Source organism: Mesorhizobium sp. M5C.F.Ca.IN.020.29.1.1, from assembly GCF_003997375.1.
Lineage (GTDB): Bacteria > Pseudomonadota > Alphaproteobacteria > Rhizobiales > Rhizobiaceae > Mesorhizobium > Mesorhizobium wenxiniae.
Genome location: NZ_RZSW01001001.1, coordinates 1 through 1,134, shown reverse-complemented (window position 1 = coordinate 1,134; position 1,134 = coordinate 1). Strand labels below are relative to the sequence as shown.

At 59.3% G+C, this 1,134-nt stretch carries 1 protein-coding gene and 2 pseudogenes; all 3 read right to left on the bottom strand.

The genetic code is table 11. The annotated features are described in order from the left end of the window. Nucleotides 1-253 (bottom strand): annotated as a pseudogene (locus EOA85_RS38415) (FAA hydrolase family protein); the annotation flags it as partial. A 14-nt stretch (nt 254-267) separates the two neighbouring features. Beyond that, nucleotides 268-945 (bottom strand): hypothetical protein, encoded by a 678-nt coding sequence (locus EOA85_RS35765; protein WP_127212767.1) that lies wholly within the window; start codon nt 943-945, stop codon nt 268-270. Further along, nucleotides 932-1,134 (bottom strand): annotated as a pseudogene (locus EOA85_RS38410) (hypothetical protein); the annotation flags it as partial. The pseudogene EOA85_RS38410 and the gene EOA85_RS35765, both read right to left, overlap by 14 nt.

Below are 1,134 nucleotides of genomic sequence, written 5' to 3'. Positions count from 1 at the left end.
GTGCGTGATCTGTGTAATTCAGCCCGACGGCGATGAAATGGCGAACGTCGGCGACCGGCGGGCCGAGACGCATACTGCCGTCGACCGCCGGCAACGACAATGGATTTAGAGAGCGCAACTCATTCAAGCCCTCACGAGAGAGCACGCGCCCCCCAATATCCGAAACAACTCCGCTGAGGTCGCGGACCGTCCCGGTTCCATCAAGGAGTCCAGGACGTTCAGAACCAGGCAAACCAAACCGCAAGAGTTTCATGCCGCTTCCCTCCCTTAACCGGCCGCGGCGTCGGTTTTGAGGCGCGTGTACTCGAGCAGGTAACGACCGACCTGGGGCTTTGCGACAGCAGGATGCTGGAGGAGAGCCTGGACGGGTGCTTTCAGGGCGTCCACGGTGCACGCCTCCAGGAGAACGAACCAGCTCGGCGGCGCGTCGTAGTCGCTTCGCCCCTCGCTCTCCGCGGTGCGGACTTGGGTTGCCGCCTCGTCCGCCTTGCCCAGATGCGCTCCCGTGAGCAGCGGATACTGCATAACGTCTCGCATGAGCGCCGAAAGGTCTCTGGCCACCTCGCGGTCATTCGCATTTGGGGAATGAAATCGCACCGTAGCGATAACGCCTCCAGGCCCAGGCCCCGTTGAGCTGACGACACGCGCCAGTCCGCGGGACGTATTAAGAAAATGAGAGGTGGCTCGCCGCGTCCAAGGCGTGGGGCTGTTCAGCCGTTGGGCATATTCGGGGCCCGTAATCACCTCGAACCCCTCGACTTCGTAAAGCGTGAAGAACTCAGGATGTGTTTCGCTGTCGGCTGCACGATAGCGCCGTCCGCGCAGAAAGCCCGGAATAGCCGTCCTCTCAGGCATATGTTCGTGAATATGCCATTGATAGAAGTCTAGACGCCCCTCCTCTGCAATTCCATTCCAGATGGCGACCATGCCATTACCGCACAGCATTGGCTTCTCCGTTACTTTCTAGGCTATTGAAGACTACTGACACTGGCGGAAAGCCATCAAACTCCGCTTTGATCTCGTCTCCTGAAGTTGCGGTATGAAAACCTGTGAAACTTCCAGTGGTGACGATCTCACCTGCCCCCAACATGATCCCGCGTTTCAGCAGGTCGTTTGCGAGCATCACCAAGAGCC